General features: G+C 57.9%; 22 protein-coding genes. 13 read left to right on the top strand and 9 right to left on the bottom strand.

Translation table 11 applies throughout. The features are described from left to right. Position 1 precedes the first annotated feature (1 nt). The gene (locus AC0TNJ_RS14960; RefSeq protein ID WP_473771522.1) at positions 2-997 is read right to left on the bottom strand and encodes an adenosine kinase; all 996 of its coding nucleotides are present in this window, start codon (positions 995-997) and stop codon (positions 2-4) included. Positions 998-1,227: 230 nt separating this feature from the next. Here AC0TNJ_RS14960 and AC0TNJ_RS14955 point away from each other — a divergent pair, with 230 nt between their 5' ends. Next, on the top strand, positions 1,228-1,956 hold the full coding sequence (locus tag AC0TNJ_RS14955) for a sulfate transporter family protein (protein WP_473771521.1): 729 nt from the start codon (positions 1,228-1,230) through the stop codon (positions 1,954-1,956). Here the strand turns inward: AC0TNJ_RS14955 and nth are convergent. Next, complete coding sequence (gene nth / locus AC0TNJ_RS14950) at positions 1,931-2,680, bottom strand: endonuclease III (RefSeq protein WP_473768905.1); 750 nt, start codon at positions 2,678-2,680, stop codon at positions 1,931-1,933. The two genes, AC0TNJ_RS14955 and nth, sit on opposite strands and share 26 nt — an antisense overlap. An 87-nt stretch (positions 2,681-2,767) precedes the next feature. Here nth and AC0TNJ_RS14945 point away from each other — a divergent pair, with 87 nt between their 5' ends. From AC0TNJ_RS14945 to AC0TNJ_RS14935, 3 genes are all read left to right on the top strand, one after another. Further along, on the top strand, positions 2,768-3,265 hold the full coding sequence (locus tag AC0TNJ_RS14945) for a DUF2244 domain-containing protein (RefSeq protein ID WP_473771520.1): 498 nt from the start codon (positions 2,768-2,770) through the stop codon (positions 3,263-3,265). Positions 3,266-3,516: 251 nt separating this feature from the next. Then, the gene (locus tag AC0TNJ_RS14940) at positions 3,517-3,939 is read left to right on the top strand and encodes an Hsp20 family protein (protein ID WP_006470903.1); all 423 of its coding nucleotides are present in this window, start codon (positions 3,517-3,519) and stop codon (positions 3,937-3,939) included. Positions 3,940-4,042: 103 nt separating this feature from the next. Continuing rightward, positions 4,043-4,288, top strand: a complete 246-nt coding sequence (locus tag AC0TNJ_RS14935; protein ID WP_010658006.1) for a BQ00720 family protein — start codon at positions 4,043-4,045, stop codon at positions 4,286-4,288. Positions 4,289-4,536: 248 nt separating this feature from the next. Here AC0TNJ_RS14935 and ptsN read toward each other — a convergent pair whose 3' ends face one another. The 6 genes from ptsN to lptC all read right to left on the bottom strand — a co-directional run bounded on the left by ptsN (position 4,537) and on the right by lptC (position 10,782). Further along, positions 4,537-5,001 carry a PTS IIA-like nitrogen regulatory protein PtsN gene (ptsN, locus tag AC0TNJ_RS14930; protein WP_006465889.1) on the bottom strand — a complete coding sequence of 155 codons (465 nt, stop codon included), beginning with the start codon at positions 4,999-5,001 and terminating at the stop codon, positions 4,537-4,539. Between the two features lie 99 nt (positions 5,002-5,100). Then, entirely contained in the window at positions 5,101-5,694 is a 594-nt protein-coding gene (gene hpf, locus AC0TNJ_RS14925) for a ribosome hibernation-promoting factor, HPF/YfiA family (RefSeq protein ID WP_105540902.1), read from the bottom strand. Positions 5,695-6,497: 803 nt separating this feature from the next. After that, entirely contained in the window at positions 6,498-8,039 is a 1,542-nt protein-coding gene (gene rpoN, locus AC0TNJ_RS14920; protein ID WP_473771519.1) for an RNA polymerase factor sigma-54, read from the bottom strand. A 249-nt stretch (positions 8,040-8,288) separates the two neighbouring features. Continuing rightward, positions 8,289-9,128 (bottom strand): LPS export ABC transporter ATP-binding protein, encoded by an 840-nt coding sequence (gene lptB / locus AC0TNJ_RS14915; protein WP_122003061.1) that lies wholly within the window; start codon positions 9,126-9,128, stop codon positions 8,289-8,291. An 11-nt stretch (positions 9,129-9,139) separates the two neighbouring features. Continuing rightward, on the bottom strand, positions 9,140-9,790 hold the full coding sequence (locus AC0TNJ_RS14910) for an LptA/OstA family protein (RefSeq protein ID WP_122003060.1): 651 nt from the start codon (positions 9,788-9,790) through the stop codon (positions 9,140-9,142). A gap of 278 nt (positions 9,791-10,068) precedes the next feature. Further along, a complete protein-coding gene (gene lptC / locus AC0TNJ_RS14905) occupies positions 10,069-10,782 on the bottom strand; it encodes an LPS export ABC transporter periplasmic protein LptC (RefSeq protein WP_473768909.1) in 714 nt (237 codons plus the stop codon). A gap of 478 nt (positions 10,783-11,260) precedes the next feature. On the opposite strand from lptC, the gene sppA reads away from it, so the two are divergent. The 7 genes from sppA to olsB all read left to right on the top strand — a co-directional run bounded on the left by sppA (position 11,261) and on the right by olsB (position 16,715). Beyond that, positions 11,261-12,232: a signal peptide peptidase SppA gene (sppA, locus tag AC0TNJ_RS14900; RefSeq protein WP_473771518.1), complete on the top strand. Its 972-nt coding sequence runs from the start codon at positions 11,261-11,263 to the stop codon at positions 12,230-12,232. Between the two features lie 72 nt (positions 12,233-12,304). Beyond that, positions 12,305-12,589: an integration host factor subunit beta gene (locus AC0TNJ_RS14895; protein WP_004687882.1), complete on the top strand. Its 285-nt coding sequence runs from the start codon at positions 12,305-12,307 to the stop codon at positions 12,587-12,589. A gap of 8 nt (positions 12,590-12,597) precedes the next feature. Then, entirely contained in the window at positions 12,598-12,921 is a 324-nt protein-coding gene (locus AC0TNJ_RS14890; protein WP_122003057.1) for a LapA family protein, read from the top strand. Positions 12,922-13,067: 146 nt separating this feature from the next. Next, a complete protein-coding gene (locus AC0TNJ_RS14885; protein ID WP_473771517.1) occupies positions 13,068-14,192 on the top strand; it encodes an RsmD family RNA methyltransferase in 1,125 nt (374 codons plus the stop codon). Beyond that, positions 14,189-15,049 carry a TrmH family RNA methyltransferase gene (locus tag AC0TNJ_RS14880; protein WP_122003055.1) on the top strand — a complete coding sequence of 287 codons (861 nt, stop codon included), beginning with the start codon at positions 14,189-14,191 and terminating at the stop codon, positions 15,047-15,049. Before AC0TNJ_RS14885 ends, AC0TNJ_RS14880 begins: the two co-directional genes overlap by 4 nt. A gap of 2 nt (positions 15,050-15,051) precedes the next feature. Then, positions 15,052-15,534 carry a signal peptidase II gene (gene lspA, locus AC0TNJ_RS14875; RefSeq protein ID WP_473768912.1) on the top strand — a complete coding sequence of 161 codons (483 nt, stop codon included), beginning with the start codon at positions 15,052-15,054 and terminating at the stop codon, positions 15,532-15,534. 287 nt (positions 15,535-15,821) lie between these two features. After that, the gene (gene olsB / locus AC0TNJ_RS14870; RefSeq protein WP_473768913.1) at positions 15,822-16,715 is read left to right on the top strand and encodes a l-ornithine N(alpha)-acyltransferase; all 894 of its coding nucleotides are present in this window, start codon (positions 15,822-15,824) and stop codon (positions 16,713-16,715) included. Between the two features lie 163 nt (positions 16,716-16,878). Here olsB and mutS read toward each other — a convergent pair whose 3' ends face one another. Further along, positions 16,879-19,608: a DNA mismatch repair protein MutS gene (gene mutS / locus AC0TNJ_RS14865; RefSeq protein ID WP_473771516.1), complete on the bottom strand. Its 2,730-nt coding sequence runs from the start codon at positions 19,606-19,608 to the stop codon at positions 16,879-16,881. 155 nt (positions 19,609-19,763) lie between these two features. On the opposite strand from mutS, the gene AC0TNJ_RS14860 reads away from it, so the two are divergent. After that, on the top strand, positions 19,764-22,058 hold the full coding sequence (locus AC0TNJ_RS14860) for an NADP-dependent malic enzyme (RefSeq protein ID WP_122003052.1): 2,295 nt from the start codon (positions 19,764-19,766) through the stop codon (positions 22,056-22,058). Between the two features lie 130 nt (positions 22,059-22,188). Then, positions 22,189-24,993 carry a [protein-PII] uridylyltransferase gene (locus AC0TNJ_RS14855; RefSeq protein WP_473771515.1) on the top strand — a complete coding sequence of 935 codons (2,805 nt, stop codon included), beginning with the start codon at positions 22,189-22,191 and terminating at the stop codon, positions 24,991-24,993. The last annotated feature ends 4 nt before the right edge of the window (positions 24,994-24,997 follow it).

Raw genomic sequence — 24,997 nt, 5'->3', positions numbered from 1 at the left:
TTTATACAAGCCCTGCCTGGCTTGCAGCCGCCTGCAGGCTGAGCTGCGGGCGCGGCCCCATCTGCTGGATGATAAGACCTGCCGCCAGTGAGCCGAGGCGCGCGCAATCTTCAAGCGAGCGGTCGTTCGTATAGCCGTAAAGGAAACCGGCGGCGTAAAGATCGCCTGCCCCGGTCGTGTCGACCAAGGCATCGATTTCGATGGCGGGAACCGTCAAGGTCTGGTCAGGCGTAACCACGACGGCGCCTTTTTCCGAACGGGTGATGATTGAAAGCGCGCAATCCATGCGCATGGAGGCAATCGCCGTTTCAAGCGACTTCGTCTTATAGAGCGACTTGGCCTCATCCTCATTGGCAAAGACGATATCGACCGTGCGCGTGCGCATAAGCTGCAGAAATTCCTCGCGATACCGGTCGACACAGAATGGATCGGAAAGCGTCATCGCCATCTGGCGATTTTTGTCATGCGCGATCTTCGAGGCCATGACGATGGCTTCCTTGGCACGCGGCGGGTCCCACAGATAGCCTTCGAAATAGGTCACCTTCGCATCGGACACCTTGGAGGTTTCAACGTCTTCCGGCCCCAGTTCCACGCAAGCGCCGAGATAGGTGTTCATCGAGCGCTCGCCGTCCGGCGTCACGAAAATCATCGAGCGCGCCGTCGGCGATCCGTTTTCCAACGGGCGCGTATCGAAGGCAACGCCCTGTGCGCGGATATCATGTGCGAAAACACGACCCAGATGATCAGTCGCGACCTTGCCGAAATAGGCAGAGCGTCCGCCGAGGCTCGCCACGCCTGCTGCCGTATTTCCGGCGCTGCCGCCGGACATTTCCGTCGCCGGCCCCGCGATCCGGTTATAGAGCAGTTCCGCACGCTCCGCATCGATCAGGTTCATCGCGCCTTTGACGATACCATTCGTTTCCAGAAATGCGTCATCGGTGCGTGAAAGAATATCGACAATGGCGTTGCCGATGCAAAGAACGTCGAATGTGGCCATGAGCGCGAGAAGCTCCCCTTCTGATTAGTCTCCTGTCGCCAGAAGCAGATCGCCATCACTTTCCGCGACATGCTTCAGGCCGATATGCGGCAGTCATGTGCGTGCGGGTTTAGCCGTTTGCAACCCCTTTGGCTACCCTGCCACGCTTCCGCATTGTGGGTAGTGCAGCTTGTACCGGGGCGAAGCCGTACTTATTTGCATCTTCGTCCACAGTCGGAATTGGGTCGAAAATGATCTTGGAAGCTGCTCTGAAAGCCCTGAAACGCCTAACCACGCCGGAATTGCGCGCGGCTTTCTGGAAGACGCTCGGATTGACGCTTTTGCTGCTGGTCGGCCTCTGGGCGGCGATCCGTCAAATCTTTTTTACCCTTGCCTGGCCGTGGATGGCGCAGATATTGCCCGGCATGCCGGATTGGGCCGGTTGGCTCGGCATTGTCGCGGCCATTGTCGCGGGGCTTGGCCTGGCGCTTGTGCTGGCATTGATGATTGCACCCGTCACCGCACTTGTGGCAGGTCTCTTTCTCGATGATGTCGCAGAAGTGGTCGAGCGCGAAGACTATCCAAACGATCCTCCCGGCACGCCCTTGCCAACCGGCCGTTCCATCATCGTTTCGCTGAAATTTCTGGGCGTCGTCATCCTCGGCAATATTGTTGCCTTGCTGATGCTGTTCATACCCGGCGTCAACCTGATCGCATTCTTCGTCATCAACGCCTATCTGCTCGGACGGGAATTTTTCGAGTTTGCGGCCATGCGCTATCGATCCGAAGCGGAGGCGAAGGCGCTCAGATCACATTATGGCGTGACGGTCTTTCTGGCCGGATTGCTGATTGCAGGCTTCATGGCGATCCCCATCGTCAACCTTCTGACGCCGCTTTTCGCGGCCACGATGATGGTCCATCTGCATAAAGCCATCTCGCAGCGCGAAGCCCGACTTACTCCTGCGGCGGCAAGGGGATAAGCGGCGCAGGCACGTCGCAGGTTTTCGCCGGATATTTGCAGATATCGGCAATCACGCATTTCTCGCATTCCGGCTTGCGCGCCTTGCAGGTATAGCGCCCGTGCAGGATCAGCCAGTGATGCGCGTGCAGCATGTATTCCGCCGGAATGACCCGCACCAGAATGGCTTCGACGGCTTCCGGGGTTTTTCCAGGCGCAAGACCGATCCGGTTGCCGATGCGCAGAATATGCGTGTCCACCGCCATGGTCGGCTGGCCAAAAGCCATGTTCAGCACCACATTGGCCGTCTTGCGGCCCACGCCCGGCAGCTTCACCAGTTCGTCCCGGTCGCCGGGAACTTCACCGCCATGATCGCGGATCAACGCTTCCGACAAGAGGATGACGTTCTTCGCCTTGTTGCGCCAAAGGCCGATGGTGCGGATATAATCGCCGACCTTCTCCTCGCCGAGCGCCAGCATTTTCTGCGGCGTATCGGCGACGGCAAAGAGGCCGCGCGTCGCCTTGTTGACACCCGCATCGGTGGCCTGTGCCGACAAAACGACGGCGACGAGAAGCGTAAAGGCATTCACGTGCTCAAGCTCGCCCTTCGGCTCCGGCCTCTGGATGGAGAAGCGGCGAAATATCTCGTGAATCTCGTCTGCCGTATAAAGCGTGCCCCGCACACGACGCTGGCGCGGTGCGGCAGGAGAAGCGTTCACGGGCGATTTGATTTTGGCCTTTTCCATTCCGTCTCTATAATGGCTTCTTGATCGACAAAACAATCAGCAGCTTGACGCAGGCCCATTGCGGGATTGCGAGATGATCTGAAAACGATGCACCATCCAGACGGCGCAGAACCCGACCGGTTCGACAAACCCATTTTCGAAGCCCTGCTCACCCCCTATCGGTCGCTGGGGCGGACGGGCTTTACCGTCCTGATGGGCGCCCTGATTGGTTGCTGGATGTTCGTCGGTATTCTCTTCTGGTCCATCGGTGCCTGGCCGATCTTCGGTTTTTTCGGCCTTGATGTCCTGCTGATTTATCTGGCTTTTCGCTGGAATTACCACGCCGCCCGCGCCCGCGAGGAAATATCCGTGTCGCGCTCAGCCCTGCATATTCGCAAATATGCGGCATCCGGCAAGATGACCGCCCATCGCTTCAATCCGTTCTGGACAAGGTTCAAGGTAGCGCGCAAACCGGACATAGGGATCACCGGCATGAGCGTCGAAAGCCGCGAAAAGAGCGTCGCCATCGGCAAGTTCCTCAATCCCGATGATCGTGAAAGCTTCGCAACAGCTTTTGGCGCAGCGCTTTCAGAAGCTCGTCGATAAAGCGCGCTTCGATCTGATTGAACCATATCGGCGCTCCAACCGTTTGTTTTTTACGGACATCTTTTCGGGATGCGCTTTAGCAGCACCTTAATATTGCCGGGTATCTTGCAGCTGGACTTCGTTTTACCCTGAAGCGAAGGAATCCGGATTGGCCCTTGAAGTCGGGCTTTTCACAAGCCATATCAGAGAGCGAAGAGAAACGCCGTAAGGGTTCTCTTCATAACGGTCGCTTCTCATCAAGGACTGATGCAATGACAAGAATGACACCGTTTTCGAGCCCTCTGCTGCTCGGATTCGACACGATGGAAAAGACGCTGGAACGGATCGCGAAATCCGGCGACGGTTATCCGCCCTACAATATTGAACGCCTGCGCGGCGAGACGGGCTCCGAACGCCTGCGCATCACCTTGGCGGTAGCCGGCTTCTCCAGCGATGACCTCGAAGTCATGACGGAAGACAACCAGCTCGTCATCCGCGGACGCCAGACCGATGATACCGAGCGCGAATTTCTGCATCGCGGCATCGCTGCCCGACAATTCCAGCGCGTTTTCGTTCTGGCAGACGGCATGCGGGTTCTCGGTTGCGATCTGAAAAACGGCCTTCTGGCCATCGATCTCGACCGTCCGGAACCCGAGCGGCTGATCAAGCGAATCAACATAGCGGTGAAAGACTGAACCTGTTCAGTTTTTGTTCAGCACAACAGCGCTATATTGAAAATGTGAAGCTCTGATGCGGCATGGTCGCAAATGACATGCCGACAAAATGGAGGCTAAGACCATGAACAGACACATATTCACCGAAAACGAATTCGCCCATCTCGGCGAAGGTGAAGTTGCCTATGTGCGCAAGATCCGTTCAGATGACCTTGCCCGCAGCTTCCCTGCCCTCCCACCGATCGAGCCGGGCCTCGAACTCTGGGCGCTCTTCGGCGCCAGCGGCGAACCGATCGTGCTTTCCGATGTTCGCGCCACCGCGCTGCAGGGCGCGCAAGACCACGAACTGCGCACGGTGATGCTGCACTAAGGTTTGATGCGATATCGGCCATCTCCGGTATCGCCTCTCCGCATGGTTCTGCTTGGAGTATTCCCTTCCTTGCGCAAATTGTTTCCGCAAGCGAACAAGAAAAACCGCCGTTCGAGCTGAACGGCGGTTTTTTTGATAAAGGAGAGCGGTCCCTGTTTAAATGAAACGCCTGAACCGCACTATCTATCTGTTACGCATTTTCCGATGCAAAACCGCTTCGCACCTTTGCTGGAAATGCTCTATCGAACTCAGGCTGCGTTGGAAGCGGGCTGAGCAGTCAGGAATGAATAAAGTGCCTGCGCGTCATGCGTACCGCGCAATTTGGCAACGGTGTCGGCATCGCGCAGCATGCGGGCTATGCGCGAAAGAGCCTTCAGATGATCCGCGCCGGCATTTTCCGGCGCGAGAAGCAGAAAAACAAGATCGACGGGTTGATCGTCCAGAGCCTCGAAATCGACCGGGGTTTCCAGACGGGCGAAGATTCCGGCTATTTTGTTGATGTTCGCCAGCTTGCCGTGCGGAATGGCGACGCCGTTCCCTACCCCGGTGGAACCGAGGCGCTCACGCTGGAGAATTGTTTCGAAAACTTCACGCTCAGGGAGACCGGTCAGTTCCGCAGCCTTTTCAGACAGAATCTGCAAAAGCTGCTTTTTGGAGCTGGCTTTCAGCGCAGGGATAATCGCCCCTGGCTGAATCAGATCACTAAGATCCATTCTCTCCGTTCCTTCTTCAATCAGGCCGTCACGGCCCGGTTTTGGGAAGCGCACGCGGCCGCCTAATCGCGATCCGCTGCGTGCGCTTCAGGTTTGCCGTCAGGCGCGTGGCGCGGCCTGGCGGGTGACCATTGATGGATCGACCCAGCCGATGTTGCCGTCCGCGCGACGGTAGACGATGTTAACTTCATCATTGCCGGCATTGCGGAATACCAGAACCGGATTCTCGATCAGATCCAGCTCCACGACCGCCGACGCCACCGACATTGTGCGCAGGGCGACGGACGATTCCGCAACGATAGTCGGCGCATAATCCGCCGGAAGATCCTCCTCTTCCTCCGACAGGGGTGCCATAACACGATATGCAACGTCATCATAGATCGCATCTGGCTGTGTAGCCGGGCGCGACTTCAGACGGCGCTTATAGCGGCGAAGGCGGGTTTCGATCTTGTCCGCAGCCGCTTCAAAAGCCAGCTGTGGATCCTGTGCGTCGCCAGTGCTTTGCAAGGTTGCACCGCTATCGAGGTGCAAGGTGCAATCTGCACTGTAACGCGAACCGGACTTGGTGACCGTAACCTGTCCGGAAAAGCCATGATCGAAATATTTGCCGACAGCTTCGTTCACCCGATCAACGATCCGGGTTGTGAAAGCTTCACCGACGTCCATATGCTTTCCAGATACACGCAGAGTCATTTGGCACACCTCATTTGCGTTACACCACAGGACTCAGTCTAATCACAAGGCGAGCGAAGCGCAAAGCGAACCAGCATCAAAGATGCTTTTCGTCCTGTGCGTTTTTCCAATCAGATTCACGGAGCAAGCTCCCTTCTCAGGCGCACTTTCCGGCGAGGTGTTGAAACACCTTCCGAAAAGCCTTGGAAGTCGTAGCTGCGCCAATCGATAGCCCCTCACCGGGATGGTTGCCGCACACCGCTCTTTTACGTAACGCGCCACCAGCCGGTCTGTTGCCTGGATTTTCCCGGCACGTCACGCTGCCTTTCTTCAAACATATGCACAACCGCAATTTCTTCCAGAAATTACGGATTATCAGATGTTTCCTGCAAAAAAGCATCTGCTGGAAACACCAAATCCACGCCTTCCTCCCAATCGGTTTCGCTATTGGGAACCATGCTTCAATTCTGCCTCGACGCGGCTTGCGTCGTAAAACGCAATAGTTTTACCGCCCGCACGCCCGCGCTGACGGCTTGTTGCGAAACCCGGAAAACAAAGTGTCCCCGACCAGGCTCGCCGCGCGAGCGGGGCTTCTATTGGGTGAATTGGCGCTTGTCAATTGCTCCTCCTGCCAGCTGATCATCCTGCTATGCGGTTCTTCTCAGAAATCGACGTCGAATTTTTCTGAAACAAGGAAGCTGCAAATCCAAAATTTTAGAGCCATCGCCCTATTGGAATACGGGAACAAAACCCCGAAGTTACAATCTGTGATTTATAACAATCTCTTCATGCCGCAATCAGCGGAAGCGCTCTGGCTTTCACATTCAGGAAGCTGACAATCTCGCCTTCTTTTCACGCCTGCGCTGGACTGATGAAGCAATATTCATCGATTCCCTATATTTTGCGACGGTTCTTCGCGCGATATCCACACCGTCCTTCTTCAGCGCATCCACGATGGCGTCATCAGAAAGGACGTCTTCTGGCGCTTCGGCGTCAATCATCTGGCGGATACGATGGCGCACGCTTTCAGACGAATGGGCGTCGCCGCCCTCCGACGAAGCGATGGAGGCGGTAAAGAAATAACGCAGTTCAAACACGCCGCGCGGCGTGGCCATGAACTTGTTCGCGGTCACGCGGCTGATGGTCGATTCATGCATGCCGACAGCATCGGCGACAATGCGCAGATTGAGCGGCTTCAAATGGGTCACCCCGTGGCGCAGAAAGGCGTCCTGCTGCCGGACGATTTCCTGCGTAACCTTGAGGATTGTACGCGCGCGCTGGTCGAGGCTGCGCATGAGCCAGTTCGCCGTCTGCATGCAATCCGAGAGAAACGCTTTTTCCTCGGCCTTTACGGAAGCGCTTACCTCCGCATAATATTCATTGTTGACGATGAGACGGGGCATCGCGGCTGGGTTGAGTTCGATAGCCCAGCCACCGTCACGCGAGGGCGTCACCAGTGCATCCGGCACGATGGCATCGGCGACGGAAATTTCAAACAAGGCACCCGGCTTCGGATCAAGCATGCGGATTTCGGTCAGCATATCGAGAATATCGGCCTGATCGACGCCGCACAGTTTCTTGAGCGTCGCGAAATCCCGCCGCGCCAGAAGATCGAGATTGTCGATCAAAGCTTCCATGGCCGGATCGAAACGGTCCTTGAGGCGCAGCTGGATTGCCAGGCACTCCCGCAGATCGCGGGCAAAAAGACCGGGCGGATCAAAGGTTTGCACGATACCAAGAATATGTTCGACCTCTGCCGTTTCCACGCCCAGATTCTGGGCGAGCCCGACAATATCGACACGCAGATAGCCGCTCTCATCCAGCGCGTCGGCAAGCGCTGTCGCGATGAACCGGTCTGTCACACCGGAAAAAGTCAGCGCGATCTGTTCCGCCACGTGCTCGCTCAATGAAACCCGGCTTGCCGTGACCTGATCAATGTCATAACCGCCGCCCGCAACATATCCGTCGCCGGTTGACGATTTCCATTGCGCAGCCAGATCGGGGCCGACTTCGTCAAAACGTCCCGGATCGTCGGGGAAGATGTTCTCAAGCGAACTGTCGAAAGTGGATGCGAGATTTTCGGCGTCGTCCGAAGCATCCGTTTTGAACCAGTCGCCGTCAGACATGTCGTCGGATGCAAGCTCGTCTCCGCCAGTTTCGGCACCTTCCGGCACAGGGTCCGCGCTCGAAAAATCATCATTTGCTGCCTCAATTCGGTCCAGCAGCGGATTTCTTTCGATTTCACCGTCGAGAAACTGTTCAAGCTCAACATGCGTCATCTGCAGCAGCTTGATCGACTGCATTAGCTGGGGGGTCATGACCAGCGATTGAGATTGACGAAAATCGAGCTTGGGCGACAAAGCCATGGAACGCGTTATCTCCCCTGTTTCACCCTTGCCCACCGCCAAGAACCACATGTTCCAGCCAGGCTGAATGAAAACTGGTATGAACCTTGCTTGTCAATTCAGAATGCGCGCTTTCCGAGCAAAAGGGAAATTAGTCGCGGTAGAAGCGGCGCGAATTACGGCACGCACGCCTATTTCGCGCCCGCCAATGATGCTTACAACGGGGGAATCTGGAGCAGGGGATCTGAATTCATTCAGATCAATGGCGCTTTAAAGAGTGAACTGGTCGCCGAGATAGAGCCTGCGCACATCCGGGTTGGCAACGATTTCAGCGGGACGGCCATGCGTCAGCACCTGACCGGCGTGAATAATGTAGGCGCGGTCGATAAGGCCGAGCGTTTCACGCACATTATGGTCGGTAATCAACACGCCGATGCCGCGGCTCGTCAGATGACGGACAAGCTGCTGGATATCCGAAACGGCAATCGGATCGACGCCAGCAAAAGGCTCATCGAGCAGCATGAAGTTCGGGCGCGATGCAAGCGCGCGCGCAATTTCGAGACGGCGGCGCTCACCGCCGGAAAGCGAAATGGCGGGTGCCTTGCGCAAATGAGCGATGTGAAACTCTTCCAGAAGCGCATCCAGCTCGGAGGCGCGTTTGGAACGATCCTTTTCCACCACTTCCAGCACGGCCTTGATGTTGTTTTCCACCGAGAGACCGCGAAAAATGGAGGCTTCCTGCGGCAGATAGCCGATGCCAAGACGGGAACGGCGATACATCGGCATCGATGTGACATCGAAACCGTCGATCTCGATGGAGCCTGCATCAGCCGGAACAAGGCCGGTCACCATATAGAAACAGGTGGTCTTGCCTGCACCGTTCGGACCCAGAATGCCGACTGCCTCGCCCGCACGCACGCCGAACGACACGCCATTGACGACCTGCCGTCCACGATAGCTCTTGCAAAGACCGCGCGCCACCAGCGTTCCCTTGAGACGCGCCGACTTACCCGGCTGGCCGGGCATGGCGCCCGCGACATCGGATGGTGCGTTCACATTCTGCGATGCGGCTTGCGGCCCGTCGGCTTTCTTGTTCCAGAACAATCCCACGCCTGCTCCGGTCAGTTCTGCTTGGGCGCAGCGCCGCCCTGCTGTTGATCTTTCGGAGCCATGATGATCGACACGCGACCCTTGGACTGTCCCTTGCAGCTCTCGACATTGGCGCGACCCGTATCAAGATGCGCCGTCAGCTTGCAGCCGGTCACGACATTATCGCCATCGGTCAGGACCACTTTCTGTCCCTGAAGAACCATCACCTGGTTCTTGGCGTCATAACGGCCCGTATCGCCGGTTGCGACCTGCGTGCCCGACTTGAGATAAACTTTTCCCGAAATGTCGATGTGATCGATGCTCGACGAATCAAGGCCACCGACGCCAGCACTTGCCGGTTCAGGCGCCTGCGCCTCGCCGTCTTTCTTGGCCTTGTTGTAGTAGACCGTCATCTGGCCCGCCTTCAGCAAGGCATCGCCCTGCGAAACGGCAACATTGCCAGTGAAGACGGCAACGCCTTCCTTGTCGCGCATTTCCAGCTTGTCAGCGTCGATCTTGACGGGGGCCTTGCTGTTGGAAAGCTTCAGGCCGTTCACGGCCGCGCCTTCCTGTGCCAGAGAAGCTGCCGGAGCCGCGACAAGCCCGAGCGCCAGAACTGCAAATCCCATCCGCAAAGTGCGGGCCATTGTACCCTTGTTCATCTTGCCCGTCTCGCGTTCCATATATCTTCAGCTCCCCGAAGCATTCGACCATCCCTCAGCCGATATGCGGTCAGACGCAACCTTAAGCACTTTGCGTCCAAATGGGAACATTCGGCATCGCAAAATGCGATCAAAAAAGCGGTTTAGAGCCTGTAGCATTCCGATTGCATCAGAATCACGCTCTAACAATTTGTTTTCGAGCACATTTCGGTCCAAAAACCGGCTTCAGAATGCACTCAAGCGTCCGCACAGATAAAAATCGGCCCGAACGCTTCCCTATCCTCAAATCAGCGCCCTTTTCAGGGAGCCTTGTTGGGCGAAACAACGCTGCCGTCAACAGTCATTCGAACCTTGTTCTCGAAAATAAGAACCTTGCCGTTGTCCTTGACCTGCATGCTGTCGGCCAGAATATGCGTGCTGCCGCTGCGGATATCGACGGGCTTGTCGGTCGTGATCTGCCCGCTCTTGAGATTGACGTCCGCGGAATGCATCACTGCACGCAAACCGTCATCTGTCGTAACAGTAAAGTCCTTATCAAGTTGCAAACGTCCATTGGCGTTGTCGTAAACGCCCGACGTTGCCTCGACCTTTGCCATGCCCTTTTCGCCAACCGGCAGCTCGGCGGAAATGCCTTCAAGCGAAATCGCTCCGCTGTTCTTCGCATCCTGCGTCGCCTTGGCAGCAGTCATCGAATAAGGGCGATTATCCTTGGTGTATCCGTTCAGATGCGGACTCGTCATGACGAGCTTGCCGCTTTCGCCGCCATTATTCACTTCCACCTTAATGGGCGTGTTCGGCGTGGCCAGAAACGTGTACCATGAGAATACAGCCGCCACGATAATAGCGGCGACCGGAAGAGCGGTCTTCAAGACACGGACACGAACCGAATGGCGCTGCGCGGCATGAAAAAGCGTCTCGGCCTTCTCCGACGCACCAAAACGCACACTGCCTATGCCGCGACCTTGAGCGGTCGCGCTATGCGGCGCATGGCTATTTGTGGTATCGACAGTCATGCGGCGTTCAGTTCCTTGACGGCTCGTAGAATTCAATAAGCGGCGCGTCCGTGTCGCGCTTTTTCATTTCAATAAGGTTTATTTGGGGTGAAATAGTCGGTTGCTCAATAGCTTTATACCGCGCAAAACACCACACCCGCCTCGGAAATAAAGAGCAGGAGCGGATTATGCCTTTGATAATTCAGCCCAATTTTCACTCCATCGATCCCTGATGGAATGCTAATCAACTCTTTGATATCACAAATCCGGACCGAATTACAGCCGGGCGTGATGCCACCATGAAAGCTGAGCTGACAACAAACCGGGAATCGCGCGCAGCGTCATTACAATATACATCCAGATAACGGAGCATTTCGCGAAACACGAACGATTTCCGGTCAGTCCCATTTTTCGAAGATACTTGCCGCGTGTCCTCATTCGAGGCAAAAGGTGAATGCCAAGCGCAAACCACGCTATTTGAACCAATGGATGGACGGGAATGGCTCAAGACGCCGAAGCAATCATCGAACGCCGCAAACTGCGCAGAAAGCTGACCGTCTGGCGTGCAGCCTTCCTTCTTCTGATCGCAGCCGTGATTGCCGTCTTCGCTTCATGGTCCATGCGCGGCGCGAATTTCAGCCAGCCGCATATCGCCAAGGTTCGCATCGAGGGCACCATCTTCGAGAATGAGGAGTTGCTGAAGCGCCTCGACAAGATCGCCAAGGACGATGCCGTCAAAGGCGTGATTCTGGTTCTCGATTCGCCGGGCGGAACGACGGTTGGCGGCGAAGCCATTTTCGAAGCCGTGCGCAAGATTGCCGAGAAAAAGCCGGTCGTGACACAGGTGGGCACGCTCGCTGCCTCCGCCGGTTACATGATTGCCAGTGCATCCGATCACATCATCGCGCGACAGACATCCATCGTCGGCTCCATCGGGGTTCTGTTTCAATATCCGGACGTCTCGAAGCTGCTCGATACGATCGGCGTGAAGGTTGAAACCATCAAGTCTTCGCCGCTCAAGGCGGAACCCAATTATTTCAGCCCGGCCAGCGAAGAGGCCAAGGGCATGATCAGCAACATGATCATGGATTCCTATGCGTGGTTCGTCGATATTGTCGAAAAACGCCGTTCTTTCACGCATGAACAGGCACTCGCACTTGCCAATGGTGCGGTTTTTACCGGACGGCAGGCGCTGGACAAAAAGCTGATCGACGGGCTGGGCGGTGAAGAGGAAGCCGTGGCCTGGCTTGCAGGCAAGGGGCTGTCGAAGGATCTGCCTCGCCTGGAATGGAAACCGGTCAGCGGTGAAACCGGTTTTTCCCTGCGCGATCTCATCATTCACGCCGGTGCGCGCCTTATCGGCGTGCCGCAGGAAGCCGATGGCATGTTGAAGCAGATCGCCAGGGAGCGCATCTTTCTTGACGGACTTCTTTCGGTTTGGCACGTTGACGGTACGCCTGAAGCGAATTGACGCCAACCGGGCACACGAACAATATCCGGTAGCTGCCGGATGAAACAAACAGAAGAACAGGGGTTTAAAGCCGTGATCAAATCGGAACTCGTTCAGATTATCGCCAGCCGCAATCCGCATCTCTTTCAGCGCGATGTCGAAAACATCGTGGGCGCGGTATTCGACGAGATCACCAATGCACTTGCCGAAGGCAATCGCGTTGAGCTGCGTGGCTTTGGCGCCTTTTCGGTGAAAAACCGCCCTGCCCGCAGCGGCCGCAATCCGCGTACCGGTGAAACGGTGGACGTGGAAGAAAAGTGGGTTCCCTTCTTCAAGACCGGCAAGGAACTGCGCGACCGTCTCAACGGCGCAGTCTGATAGACGCTATGGCGGCAAAACGCATCATCGCCATCATCGTTCTTGTACCGCTCGCCGTTGTTCTGATTGCGTTGTCGGTTGCCAATCGCGCGTCGGTGCAATTCACGGTCGATCCGTTCAATCCGGGCAATCCGGCGCTATCCTATAATGCGCCTCTGTTCCTGTGGCTTTTTGGTGCGCTCCTTCTTGGCGTTGTCATTGGTTCTCTGGTGACGTGGCTCACGCAGGGCAAGCATCGACGCAAGGAGCGGATGTACAAGCAGGAGGCGGCTCGCCTGCTTGAGCGCAGCACAGCCGCCGAAAAGCGCAATATATCGGTCGTGAATTCCTGAAACGGCCTTTATTCTCGAACCCGGAAGCAAAACTTCCGGGTTTCGTGCCTTGAAAAGCCTTTTGTGCGCGATTGGACGACGTTTTCCCCTTTCGCACCGGCGCTGTTTATCCTACCTAGACCCAATCACGATGATTGGAGTTTCGGGTGAAAGCGCCAAAGGGAAAAGGCAAAAAGCCGTCGGGCGGCAAGCAGGAACGCAGTTTTGAGCGCGCGAGACACGATGCGCCGCGTCCTGAAGGTAAGTTTGATAATAAAGGTTCGTCCTTCAAAAAGCCGCGCCCGCAATTCGCCAAGGCTGCACCCAAGCCCGTAGACGACAAGCCCGTTACCCCGCTTCGCGAAATCAAGCCTTATGCCGGTGCGCGTCCGGGGGAAAGACTGCCGCTCATTCTCGAAACGGAACCTTCGCCCGATTATGCGCTGCTCGACAGCGGCAACGGGTTGAAGCTCGAGCAATATGGCCCCTATCGCATCGTGCGCCCGGAAGGTCAGGCGATCTGGCTGCCGAGCCTGCCGCAAAAAGAGTGGGATCAGGCGGACGCCGTCTTCACCGGCAACACCGACGAGGAAGGCATGGGGCGCTGGGCGTTCCCGAAAGTGCCGCTCGGTGAAACATGGCCAATGCAGCACGACGGTATTTCCTTTCATGGCCGGTTCACCTCATTCCGCCATGTCGGCGTGTTCCCCGAGCAGGCCGCGCACTGGTCATTCATGGACGGGCTTATCCGCGAAGGTGTAAAGTCCGGACGAAGCGTGAAGGTGCTCAATCTTTTTGGCTATACGGGCGTGGCCTCGCTGGTGGCTGCACGGGCCGGCGCGGAAGTGACCCATGTGGACGCATCCAAGAAAGCCATCTTATGGGCGCGTGAAAATCAGGAAATGGCCGGGCTTTCCGACAAGCCGGTCCGCTGGATTTGCGAAGACGCGATGAAATTCGTGCAGCGCGAGGAGCGGCGCGGCAGCTTCTATGACATCATCCTGCTTGACCCGCCTGCCTATGGGCGCGGCCCGAGCGGCGAGGTCTGGCAATTGTTCGAGCATCTGCCTGCCATGGTGGATACATGCCGGTCGATCCTGACGCCAAAGCCGCTCGCCGTCATCCTGACAGCCTATTCCATCCGCGCATCCTTCTTCGCCATTCACGAGCTGATGCGCGACCGTTTCACCGGTCTTGGCGGGACAGTCGAATCGGGTGAACTTATCCTGCGTGAACGGGCGGCAGGACGCGCACTTTCCACTTCCATGTTCAGCCGCTGGGTAGCCAAATGAGCCGTGACGACGATTTTTCCAAAAGCCCCCGGGTGGGTCAGGTCAAGGAAGTTACCAGCCTTACCAATCCCATTGTGAAGGACCTTCGCTCGCTGGCGCTGAAAAAATTCCGTGACCAGCAGGGCGTGTTCCTGGCCGAAGGGCTGAAGCTTGTCATCGACGCGCTGGAACAAGACTGGCGCATCAAGACGCTGGTCTTCGCCAAATCCGGCAAGGGCAACAAAATGGTCGAGCAGGTCGCCGCCCGCACATTCGCCAAGGGCGGACTGGTGCTGGAAGTGACCGAAAAGATCATGGCCGCCATTACGCGGCGCGACAATCCGCAAATGGTGGTTGGCGTCTTCGAGCAGCAATATCGCCCGCTTGCAAGCCTCAAGCCGAAAGGCAACGACGTTTATATCGCGCTCGACCGCGTGCGCGACCCCGGCAATCTTGGCACCGTCATCCGTACCGCGGATGCGGTTGGCGCCAAGGGCGTTATTCTGATTGGCGACACCACCGATCCCTATTCGCTGGAAACCGTGCGCGCCACCATGGGCTCGGTCTTTTCCATGCCGCTCTACAAGGTGAGCGAAGCCGATTTTCTCAACTGGCGCAAAGGCGTTTCCGGCCTTGTCGTCGGCACCCATCTGAAAGGCGCCGTCGACTACCGCACCATTCCCTATGCCAACAAACCCGTGGTCTTGATGATGGGCAACGAACAGCAGGGCCTGCCGGACAGCCTTGCCGATACGTGCGACAAGCTAGCCCGCATTCCCCAGGCAGGACGTGCAGATTCTCTTAATCTCGCAATTGCCACCGGCGTCATGCTGTACGAAATTCGTCGCGACGCGCTCACGCTCGATGAAAGGGCTTAGGGATGAAGCGGCACGCGGTCTGGTCCTCGCTTTTTGTCGTCATCCTCACGGTGCTGATCGATCAGGGCGTCAAGCATCTGGTGGAAACACGGATGGGCTACGGTCAACAAATCGACCTGCTGCCATTCCTCGCATTGTTTCGGACGCACAATGAGGGCATCGCCTTTTCCATGCTCGCCTGGCTGCATGATTGGGGACTGGTGGCAATCACCGCCGCAGTTATCCTGTTCGTGCTTTACCTGTGGTGGACCAACGCGCCGGACCGCATTTTCGCGCGCTACGGTTTCGCGCTGGTCGTTGGCGGTGCAATCGGCAATCTCATCGACCGTGTGATGCATGGCTATGTGGTCGATTATATCCTGTTCCATCTGCCGACATGGTCATTCGCTGTTTTCAACCTCGCCGATACGTTCATAACCATCGGCGCTGGGCTTATCATTCTGGAAGAATTTCTCGGCTGGCGGCGCGAGCGGGCCACCCGCTGACGGCCACACGCTGACGGGACGGCTTGAACAGTTTCTGCCTTTCGCATAATTTGATCGCGTGAAATTAAAAGCTTTTTGAAGGGGATAAGGTCCGGCCACTCGAATTGACACATTGGTGACATGCTTCTGTCATCCTCGCGTAGCACTGAATCTGTAATGCTTCGGCCGAACTGGACGCCCGTCCTTTCAATCAGGGCGGACGAAGGCTGGAATTGGCGGCTCTCGCTGAAATATCAGTGGGAAAGCCATTCAGGAATACGGGAATAGGCAAATCAGGAGCCATCATCATGACAGTACTGCTTGGAATGGACCAGCAAATCATTGATGATACGGTCATGTCAGGCTTAGAAGCACAACAGGCGCTGTTCGCGTCCGGCGGCGACCCCATTGTTCTGGGGCGCATCGGATCGCTGGAAGTACGGCTTGCCAATTCACGCGAGGCCGTGGAAGCCGCGCAGGAATTGCGCTTTCGCGTCTTCTTCGACGAAATGGGTGCGCGCCGGGAGAGCATCGAAGCCGTGGAGCTTCGCGATGCCGACCGCTTTGACGCCATTTGCGATCACCTTCTCGTTTACGATACCGCCCTTCCCGTGCCGGAACACCAGCAGATTGTCGGCACCTATCGCCTGATGCGCAGCGATCAGGCGGAAAAGGCGCTCGGCTTCTATTCTGCCGACGAATATGACGTGCAGCGCCTGGCCCTTTCGCGCCCGAATCTTCGTCTGCTTGAACTCGGTCGCTCCTGCGTGAAGGCGGAATACCGTTCCAAGCGTACCGTCGAGCTTCTGTGGCAAGGTGCCTGGGCCTATTGCCGCCGCCATTCCATCGATGTGATGTTCGGCTGCGCGTCGTTCCACGGCGCTGTACCTGCCGCGCACGCACTCGGCCTGTCCTTCCTTCATCACAATTGCCGTGCCACCGATGACTGGGACGTTCGCGCCTTGCCCAATCGCTACCAGGCCATGGACCTGATGCCGAAGGAAGCCATCAACAACAAGGTTGCACTGTTTTCCATGCCGCCTCTGGTGAAGGGATATCTGCGCCTCGGTGCGATGATCGGGGATGGCGCCGTGATCGACGAAGCATTCGGCACCACGGATGTGTTCATCATCCTGCCGATTGAGCGCATCTCCAGCCGTTACATTACGTATTACGGCGCGGAAGCGAACCGTTTTGTGTAGTCTGTAGATATTCCGGTTCACTCCGCTCCGGTTCGCAAACATCACCATTTTCGGCACGTCATACCCAGAATCTCAAACAGACTACCGCGCCCTTATCCCGAGGGGCGGAGCATAGCCTCATCCTGAGCCTGTCGAAGGATCGAAGGGCGAGGTTCCAGAAACCTCACGCCTTTCCGGCCAGTTCCTTCAATTTGTAGATCAGGTCCAGCGCTTCGCGCGGGGTCAGTTCGTCGGGGCTGATGGCGGCAACCGCCTTCGCCAGTTCGCTGTCCTTGGCCTGAACCTGCGGCTTCGGCTTTTCCTGCTGCAAGACGACCGAGAACAGCGGCAGGTCATCAATCAGCTTGTCGGCCTTGCCGGATGTTTCACCGGCTTCGAGCTGGTGCAGCACGTCACGCGCACGGTTGACGACCGCTTCGGGCAGTCCGGCGAGACGCGCCACCTGTACGCCGTAGGAACGGTCGGCAGCACCCTTCGCCACTTCGTGCAGGAAGACGACATCATTGTCCCATTCCTTGACCCGCATGGTGACATTGGAAAGCCGCTCCAGTTTTTCTGAAAGCGCCGTCATTTCATGGAAATGGGTAGCAAACAGCGCCCGGCAGCGGTTCTTCTCATGCAAATATTCGACCGCGGCCCAGGCAATGGAAAGTCCGTCGAAAGTCGCCGTACCGCGGCCGATCTCATCAAGAATCACCAGCGAGCGCTCGCCTGCCTGATTGAGGATCGCTGCCGTTTCCACCATTTCGACCATGAAGGTGGAGCGCCCGCGTGCCAGATCGTCCGAAGCACCGACACGGCTGAACAATCGATCCACGACACCAATCTGCGCAGACCCGGCAGGGACGAAGGAGCCCATCTGCGCAAGAATGGCAATCAGCGCATTCTGGCGCAGGAAGGTCGACTTACCGCCCATGTTCGGGCCGGTGAGAAGCCAGATCGCACCGTTCCCGCAATCCTTTTGCGGAGAGAGATCGCAGTCATTGGCAACAAACGGATTGGCCGCCTGCCGCCGCAAAGCCTGCTCGACAACCGGGTGACGACCGGCAACAATGTTGAAGGACAGGCTGTCATCGACCTGCGGGCGGCAATAGCCCTGCTCTTCCGCCAGCACAGCAAGCGCTGCCGAAACGTCGAAAACCGCAAGCGCCGATGCTGCCGCGCGGATGCTGTCGGCATGAGAAACGGCTTCCGCAGTCAGTTCCTCAAACACGGCAAGCTCGATGGACAAGGCGCGGTCGGCGGCATTGGCGATCTTGCTTTCCAGTTCCGCCAGTTCGGTCGTGGTAAAGCGCATGGCATTGGCCATGGTCTGGCGATGGATGAAACGGCCCTTGGCTTCATCCGTATCCGTCATCGCCCCGGCATTGTTGGCCGTCACCTCAATGAAATAGCCAAGCACATTGTTATGCTTGATCTTCAACGACTTGATGCCGGTCTCTTCGATATAGTCGGCTTGCAATCCGGCGATCACCCGGCGCGACTGGTCGCGCAAGGCCCGCATTTCATCGAGTTCGGCATTATAGCCTGCGCGCACGAAACCGCCGTCGCGTTTCAGGAGCGGCAATTCATCAGCCAAAGCCCGGTCGAGATGCGCTGTAAAGAGGGCAGGCACGGCGCTGACCGCATCACGGGCATGGGCCAGCTCGTCGGGCAGCAAAGCACTTTCCAGCAGGCCTGCAATGGTGTGCGCAGCCTCGAAGCCTCGCGCAAGCGCACCCAGATCGCGCGGCCCGCCGCGCCCGACGGCAAGGCGCGAAAGCGCACGCGGCATATCCGGCACGCCTTTCAGTTCAGCCCTCATGGCTTCGCAGAGGCCCGGTTCGCTCAGGAACCAGGAAACAGAATCGAGCCGCAGCGCGATTTCCTTCGGATTGGTCAGTGGCGCGGTCAGACGTTCGGCGAGAAGCCGCGCGCCGCCTCCGGTAACGGTGCGGTCAATGGACTTGAGAAGACTGCCATCGCGACTGCCCGACATGGTGCGCACCAGTTCCAGACTGGCGCGCGTGGCCGGATCGATGAAAATCGTGCCGCCTTCATGCTCGCGCTCGGGCCGCATCAGCGGCGGGCGCTCGGAAATCTGCGTCTTTTCGATATAGGCAATCGCACCGGAAATGGCCGAAAGCTCGGAGCGACTGAACTGGCCGAAACCATCGAGCGTCGCAACGTTGAAATAGCGCTGGATGCGCGCTTCCGCAGCAGCACTATCGAAGAGGGTCGCCGGTTGCGGCGTCACTGCCTTGCCGACCAGATCGAAGACGGGGCGCAATTCCTCATCGTGGAAGGCGCTGTCGGCCACGACCAGTTCACGCGGGTCCACGCGCATCACATCGGCGAAAAGCCGGTCCGACGTGGTTTCCGCCACGCGAAAAGTTCCAGTCGAAATATCGATCCAGGCGAGCGCCAGCGCCCCATCGCCGCGCGTGCGCCCCATGGCCATCAGGAAATTGGCTTCTGATGGGTCCAGCAGCTTTTCTTCGGTCAGCGTTCCAGGCGTGACGAGGCGGATCACGTCGCGCTTCACCACCGATTTGGAGCCGCGCTTCTTCGCCTCCGCCGGATCTTCCACCTGTTCGCAGACTGCAACCCGGTAGCCTTTGGCGATCAGCTTTTGCAGATAGTCGTCGGCGGCATGGACCGGCACGCCGCACATGGGAATGTCCTCGCCCAGATGCTTGCCGCGCTTGGTAAGCGTGATGCCGAGCGCCGCAGATGCCTCCACCGCGTCATCGAAGAACAGCTCGTAGAAATCGCCCATGCGATAAAAGAGCAGCGAATCGACATTGGCTGCCTTGATCTCGATATATTGTTCCATCATCGGCGTCAGGCGAACGGGTGCCTCGGCGGCATTTTCTTCCGCATCCAACATATGTTCACTCGCCTTCGCTTCCATTGGCAAACCTTCATTTATTGCTTGGCGAACAACGCCAAAGTCATAAAATTTCGTATTCCATCGCTTTTGGATGAATATCTATTCCCGTAAGCGCTGTTTACACAATGCAAGACTGGCGCTATCGAGGTTTTCCCGCAGAGAAAACCGGAGGGAACATGCCAGCCTCGACGCCGAAGGGCAACACATCAGAACGCGCACCCACAGCCAGTGAGAAGGAAGCGCTGGACTTTCACGCGCAGGGTCGTCCGGGCAAGCTGGAGATCAACCCCACCAAGCCCATGACAACGCAGCGCGACCTGTCGCTCGCCTATTCGCCGGGCGTCGCCGTGCCGGTGAAGGCAATCGCCGAAGACGCCGCTCTCGCCTATGATTACACGGCCAAGGGCAATCTGGTCGCCGTCATCTCCAACGGCACCGCCATTCTCGGCCTCGGCAATCTGGGCGCGCTCGCATCCAAGCCGGTCATGGAAGGCAAGGCCGTGCTGTTCAAGCGCTTTGCCGATGTCGATTCCATCGATCTTGAGGTCGATACCACCGATATCGACGCTTTCATCAATGCGGTGCGCTATCTCGGCCCGTCGTTTGGCGGCATCAATCTGGAAGATATCAAGGCGCCCGACTGCTTCATCATCGAGCAGCGCCTGCGCGAATTGATGGATATTCCGGTTTTCCACGACGACCAGCACGGAACGGCCATCATCGCCGCCGCCGGCCTCATCAATGCGCTGCACCTGACCGGCCGCGACATGAAGACGACAAAGCTCGTCTGCAATGGCGCGGGCTCGGCGGGCATCGCCTGTATCGAGCTTATCAAGGCGATGGGTTTTGCCCCGGAAAACGTCATCCTATGCGACACCAAGGGCGTCGTCTATCAGGGCCGCGAAGAGGGCATGAACCAGTGGAAATCGGCGCACGCGGTGAAGACCGACAAGCGGTCGCTCGCCGATGCCCTGAATGGCGCAGACGTGGTGTTCGGCCTTTCGGCCAAAGGCGCGTTCACGGAAGACATGGTCCGCTCCATGGCGCCGAACCCGATCATCTTCGCCATGGCCAATCCCGACCCGGAAGTGACGCCTGAAGAAGTGGCGCGCATCCGTGACGACGCCATCGTTGCCACCGGCCGTTCGGATTATCCGAACCAGGTCAACAATGTGCTTGGCTTCCCCTACATCTTCCGCGGCGCGCTCGACGTGCGCGCGACGACCATCAACGACGCGATGAAAATCGCCGCCGTCAACGCGCTGGCCGAACTCGCCCGTGAGGACGTGCCGGACGACGTGGTTGCCGCCTATCAGGGCAGCCGTCCGCGCTTCGGCCAGAACTACATCATTCCGGTGCCGTTCGATCCGCGCCTCCTTGCATCCGTCTCGGCTGCCGTTGCCAAGGCTGCGATGGAAACCGGCGTTGCCGGACGCGCCATTGCCGACATTGAAGGCTACAAGCGCGAACTGTCGGCGCGCCGCGATCCGATCGCCTCGACCCTTCGCGGCATCTATGAACGCGTGCGCCGCCAGCCGAAGCGCATCGTCTTTGCCGAAGGCGAAGAAGAACAGGTGATGCGTGCCGCCGTTTCCTACGTCAATCAGGGCCTTGGCACCGCAATTCTGGTGGGCCGCGAGGAACGGGTGCAGGACACGGCCAAGGCTGCCGGTCTTGATCTCGACCGTCCCGGCATCGAGATCATCAATGCGCGCCTGTCGAGCCGCAATGCCGCCTATGCTGACTATCTCTACGAGAAACTCCAGCGCAAGGGCTATCTGACACGCGATTGCCACCGCCTCATCAACAATGACCGCAATCATTTTGCGGCCTGCATGGTGGCGCTTGGCGATGCCGATGGCATGGTGACGGGCGTGACCCGCAACTACGCGACGGGCCTTGACGACGTGCGCCGCGTGATCGATTCCAAGCCCGGCCACCGCATGGTCGGTGTTTCCATCGCGCTTTGCCGCGGACGCACGGTGTTCATCGCCGATACCGCCGTCCATGAAATGCCAACCGCAGACGAACTTGCCGATATTGCGGTGGAAGCAGCAGGCATGGCGCGCCGCATGGGTTATGTGCCGCGAGTGGCGCTGACCGCCTTCTCGACTTTTGGCCATATGGGCGGTGAACGCTCCGCACGTATCCAGGAAGCCGTCCGCATTCTGGCGACACGCCATGTCGATTTCGAATTCGATGGCGAAATGAGTGCCGATGTGGCGCTGAACCCGAAGCTAATGGAACAATATCCGTTCATCCGACTGTCGGGTCCGGCCAATGTGATCGTCACGCCGGACAATCACTCGGCCTCGATTGCCGCCGACATGCTGCAGGAACTGGGCGGCGCAACGATCATCGGCCCGTTGCTCGTCGGCCTCGACAAGCCCGCGCAGATCGTCACTATCGGCGCGAAGGATTCCGACATCGTCAACATGGCGGCAATCACCGCCTATAATGCGACGAACTGAAAAATCAGCGAATAGCGATGCAAAGGCCGGGGAAACCCGGCCTTTGCTTTTGGATATTCATCGTCGATAAAAGCGGCTATAGGATAGGTTGCCCGCTGTCCTTTCTCCGCAAACCGGATCTACATGCCGCATGAGCGCACACGACCTTAAGCTGGAAGAGATCGTCAATCCCGAAACGCTGCGCCGCAAGCTCAACGAACTGGCGGATTCCACGGACGAAAACTATACCAGCCCGACCGTGCGCAAAGTGGTGCTTCAGGCTCTGAAGGATGCTCTGGTGCGCGGGCGCGCCAATGCGGAAGGCATGCTGATGAAGGATGGCGGCGGCACGCTCTGCGCCAAACGCCTTTCCTTTCTCATGGATACGCTGATCGAGGTGCTGTTCGAATTCGCCACCACCAAGGCCTATCCGATGGTCAATCCGTCGAAGGCCGAGAATATGGCTATCGTCGCAGTCGGCGGCTACGGGCGGGGCGGGCTTGCGCCGGGATCGGATATCGATCTCCTGTTTCTGCTGCCCTACAAGCAGACCCCCTGGGGCGAGCAGGTGGTCGAATACATGCTCTACATGCTGTGGGACATGGGGCTGAAAGTCGGCCATTCCACACGCAATATCGATGAGTGCATCCGTCTGGCGCGCGAGGACATGACGATCCGCACGGCGATCCTCGACGCACGCTTGCTCTCCGGCAACAAGGACCTTTTCAAGACGCTTGTCGCCCGCTTCGATGAGGAAATCGTCAAGGATACCGGCCCCGAATTCATTCAGGCCAAGCTTGCCGAGCGCGACCAGCGCCACCGCAAGGCGGGCGAAACCCGTTATCTGGTCGAGCCGAACGTCAAGGAAGGCAAGGGCGGCCAGCGCGACCTGCACACGCTGTTCTGGATCACCAAATATTTTTATCGCGTCAAGACCAAGGAAGAACTGGTCAAGCTCGGCGTTCTGTCACGCGCCGAGCTGAAGCTGTTCAACAAGGCCGAGGATTTTCTCTGGGCCGTGCGCTGCCACATGCATTTTGCGACACTGAAGGCAGAAGAGCGCCTTTCCTTCGATATACAGCCGGAAATCGCCGAACGCCTTGGCTATACGGCGCACCCCGGCCAGAACTATGTCGAACGCTTCATGAAGCATTACTTTCTGGTGGCGAAGGATGTGGGCGACCTCACCCGCATCATCTGTGCCGCGCTGGAGGAACAGCAAGCCAAGCACGTTCCGGGCTTCAACCGCATCTTCCTCACTTTCTCGCGACGCAAGCGCAAGCTTTCCGCAGACGGCGATTTCGTTTCGGAAAATCACCGCATCAACATCGCGCGGCCGGAGGTTTTCAAGGAAGATCCGGTCAATATCATCCGTCTCTTCCATCTGGCGGACAAGCACGGGCTGGAATTTCATCCCGAAGCGATGCAGCAGCTCACCCGCTCGCTGAAGCTCATCAATGCCGATCTGCGTGAAAATCCCGAAGCCAACAGGCTTTTCCTGGAAGTCCTCGCCTCGCCGCGCAATCCCGAACTCATTTTGCGCCGCATGAACGAATCCGGCGTGCTTGGGAAATTCATTCCGGATTTCGGCAAGATCGTCGCCATGATGCAATTCAACATGTACCACCATTATACGGTGGATGAGCATCTGCTGCGCTGCATCGCCGTGCTGTCGGAAATCGAGCATGGCGAGCTTGAAAACGAACATCCGCTTTCAAACCACCTCATCACCACCGTCAAGCGTGACCGCAACCTGCTTTATGTAGCGCTGCTCCTGCACGACATCGCCAAGGGGCGCCCGGAGGACCACTCGGTTGCCGGTGCGCGCATTGCCCGCAGGCTTGGACCGCGCTTCGGCCTTACCCCCGCCGAAACCGAAACCGTCGAATGGCTTGTGCGTGAACATCTGACCATGAGCATGGTGGCGCAGTCTCGTGATCTCAATGATCGCAAGACCATCATCGACTTTGCCGACATGGTACAGACCATGGAGCGGTTGAAGCTTCTCCTGATCCTGACGGTCTGCGACATCAAGGCGGTCGGCCCCGGCGTGTGGAATGGCTGGAAGGGCCAACTTCTGCGCACGCTCTTCTATGAAACCGAACTGGTTTTAACCGGCGGCTTTTCGGAACTGTCCCGCGCCGACCGCGACCGGCAGGCACGGCAGGCGCTTGCCGGAAAACTGGCCGACTGGCCGTCGGCTGAGCGCGAAGCCTATCTCGACCTGCATTATCAAAACTACCTCTTTACAGTCAGCCTTGAGGATCAGGTCCGGCACGCCCATTTCATTCGCGAAGCCGACCGCAACCAGCGGGCGCTGGCCACCATGGCCAAGCCGCATACATTCGAGGCCGTGACCGAAATCACGGTGCTGGCGCCCGACCATCCGCGCCTGTTGTCGATCATCACCGGCGCTTGTGCCGCGGCAGGCGGCAATATCGTGGACGCGCAGATTTTCACGACCGGCGACGGGCGCGCGCTGGACACTATTCTCATCAGCCGCGAATTCGATACCGACGATGACGAGCGCCGCCGCGCTGAACGCGTCGGCAAGGTCATCGAGGATGTCCTGTCCGGCAAGGCGCATCTGCCCGACGTGCTGGCCAAGCGCACCAAGCCGAAAAAGGCTGCCAAGGCTTTCAAGGTGGAGCCGCGGGTCGAGATCAATAACACGCTCTCCAACAAGTTCACCGTCATCGAGGTGGAAGGACTGGATCGACCCGGCCTGCTTTCGGAACTGACCGGCCTTATTTCGGACCTTTCACTGGATATTGCTTCTGCCCATATCACCACGTTTGGCGAGAAGGTGATTGACAGTTTTTACGTAACCGACCTAGTGGGCCACAAGATTTCAAACGCCACCCGCCAGGGCAATATCAGGCGCAAGCTGCTTGGTGTGCTGGGCGCGGAAAATGGCAGCAAGACAAACGGCCGCTCGTCGCAGGCCGCAGCATAGGTTT

The sequence above is a fragment of the Ochrobactrum sp. PL_is483 genome, from assembly GCF_055816855.1.
The sequence above is the reverse complement of the archived record's forward strand: the minus strand, read 5'-3'. Positions and strand labels throughout refer to the sequence as shown.

Coding starts and splice junctions, on each gene's coding strand:
- AC0TNJ_RS14960 (WP_473771522.1), bottom strand. CDS start 997: ATGGCCACATTCGACGTTCTTTGCATCGGCAACGCCATTGTCGATATT.
- nth (WP_473768905.1), bottom strand. CDS start 2,680: ATGGAAAAGGCCAAAATCAAATCGCCCGTGAACGCTTCTCCTGCCGCA.
- AC0TNJ_RS14880 (WP_122003055.1), top strand. CDS start 14,189: ATGAGCCGTGACGACGATTTTTCCAAAAGCCCCCGGGTGGGTCAGGTC.
- AC0TNJ_RS14935 (WP_010658006.1), top strand. CDS start 4,043: ATGAACAGACACATATTCACCGAAAACGAATTCGCCCATCTCGGCGAA.
- AC0TNJ_RS14940 (WP_006470903.1), top strand. CDS start 3,517: ATGACAAGAATGACACCGTTTTCGAGCCCTCTGCTGCTCGGATTCGAC.
- mutS (WP_473771516.1), bottom strand. CDS start 19,608: ATGGAAGCGAAGGCGAGTGAACATATGTTGGATGCGGAAGAAAATGCC.
- AC0TNJ_RS14890 (WP_122003057.1), top strand. CDS start 12,598: ATGGCGGCAAAACGCATCATCGCCATCATCGTTCTTGTACCGCTCGCC.
- AC0TNJ_RS14860 (WP_122003052.1), top strand. CDS start 19,764: ATGCCAGCCTCGACGCCGAAGGGCAACACATCAGAACGCGCACCCACA.
- hpf (WP_105540902.1), bottom strand. CDS start 5,694: ATGACTCTGCGTGTATCTGGAAAGCATATGGACGTCGGTGAAGCTTTC.
- AC0TNJ_RS14945 (WP_473771520.1), top strand. CDS start 2,768: ATGCACCATCCAGACGGCGCAGAACCCGACCGGTTCGACAAACCCATT.
- AC0TNJ_RS14910 (WP_122003060.1), bottom strand. CDS start 9,790: ATGGAACGCGAGACGGGCAAGATGAACAAGGGTACAATGGCCCGCACT.
- sppA (WP_473771518.1), top strand. CDS start 11,261: ATGGCTCAAGACGCCGAAGCAATCATCGAACGCCGCAAACTGCGCAGA.
- olsB (WP_473768913.1), top strand. CDS start 15,822: ATGACAGTACTGCTTGGAATGGACCAGCAAATCATTGATGATACGGTC.
- AC0TNJ_RS14955 (WP_473771521.1), top strand. CDS start 1,228: ATGATCTTGGAAGCTGCTCTGAAAGCCCTGAAACGCCTAACCACGCCG.
- ptsN (WP_006465889.1), bottom strand. CDS start 5,001: ATGGATCTTAGTGATCTGATTCAGCCAGGGGCGATTATCCCTGCGCTG.
- lptC (WP_473768909.1), bottom strand. CDS start 10,782: ATGACTGTCGATACCACAAATAGCCATGCGCCGCATAGCGCGACCGCT.
- lspA (WP_473768912.1), top strand. CDS start 15,052: ATGAAGCGGCACGCGGTCTGGTCCTCGCTTTTTGTCGTCATCCTCACG.
- AC0TNJ_RS14855 (WP_473771515.1), top strand. CDS start 22,189: ATGAGCGCACACGACCTTAAGCTGGAAGAGATCGTCAATCCCGAAACG.
- rpoN (WP_473771519.1), bottom strand. CDS start 8,039: ATGGCTTTGTCGCCCAAGCTCGATTTTCGTCAATCTCAATCGCTGGTC.